Annotated in this window: 1 protein-coding gene; it reads right to left on the minus strand. The window is 64.7% G+C overall.

The features are described from left to right. Window positions 1–1,116, minus strand: a 1,116-nt coding sequence (gene istA / locus AC1Q5S_RS22255; protein ID WP_492239456.1) for an IS21 family transposase, incomplete at its 3' end; no start/stop codon positions are given. Between the last annotated feature and the right edge of the window lie 108 nt (window positions 1,117–1,224).

The raw sequence follows: 1,224 nt of genomic DNA on the forward strand, positions 1-1,224 counted from the left end.
TTCGATGATCCGCTGGTGCTCGCAGATCACCTGGCCTTCGGCCACCACGACCAGGCGTGCGGCATACACCCGCAGGCTCACGGGCCGGTTGGCATAGGAGGCAGGGACGCTGTAGCGGTTGCGCTCGAAGTGAATCAGGCAGGTGGGCGAGACTCGCTTGGTGTGCTCCACAAAGCCATCGAAGGGGCGTGGCACCGGCATCAAAGCGGCCCGCTCCTGGGCCCAGACGTCTGCGATGGTGCCAGGCAGCTTCCCATGCTCGATCTCACGCCACAGAGCCACGCAGCGCGCTTCAAGCCAGGCATTGAGCTCGAGCAGGCTCGGGAATGGCGGCACGACCTGCCACAGGCGGTGGCGGGCGTCGCGCACGTTCTTCTCCACCTGGCCCTTCTCCCAGCCCGAAGCCGGGTTGCAGAACTCGGCCTCGAACAGGAAGTGGCTGACCATGGCGGCAAAGCGTGCGTTGACGTCTCGCTCCTTGCCCCGGCGCACTCGGTCTACGGCAGTGCGCATGTTGTCGTAGATGCCTCGCCGAGGCACACCTCCGAGTACGGCGAAGGCGTGGTTGTGCGCGTCGAACAGCATCTCGTGCGTCTGCAGGAGATAGGCGCGCAGGTAGAACGCCCGGCTGTGACTGAGCTTGAAGTGCGCCACCTGCAGCTTGGTGCGCACCCCAGCGATGACCGCCCAGTCCTCGCTCCAGTCGAACTGGAAGGCCTCACCCGGACCGAAGGCCAGGGGCACGAAGGTGCCGCGACCAGTGGTCTGCTGGGCCACCAAGCGCTGCTCGTGCCAAAGCCGGGCAAAGGCGGCAACCCGGTTGTAGGAGCCCGGATAGCCCAGGGCCTGCAGATCGGCGTGCATCTGTTTGACGGTGCGCCGCTGCTTGCGGGATCGGCCGGCCTCGGTCTTGAGCCAGCCCGCGAGCTTGAGCGCGAAGGGGTCGAGCTTGGAAGGGCTGACCCGCTTGGCGTAGTGCGGCTCGGCCGCGTCAGCACGCAGGTACTTGCGGAGGGTGTTGCGCGAGAGGCCCGTGCGGCGGGCGATCTCGCGGATGGACAGCTGCTCGCGCAGGGCCCAACGTCTGATGACACTCAGTGTTGCCACGTCTATCACTCCTGGTCTCCTGCTGCTTAAAAAAGCAGCAGGTTAGGGTTAGTACGTGGATCAGTTTTAGATGGAAAACCTGGGGGTTACTGGGTCACTTCTGGATGGAAATCAACA

The organism is Acidovorax sp. GW835-FHT14B10 (genome assembly GCF_058793725.1).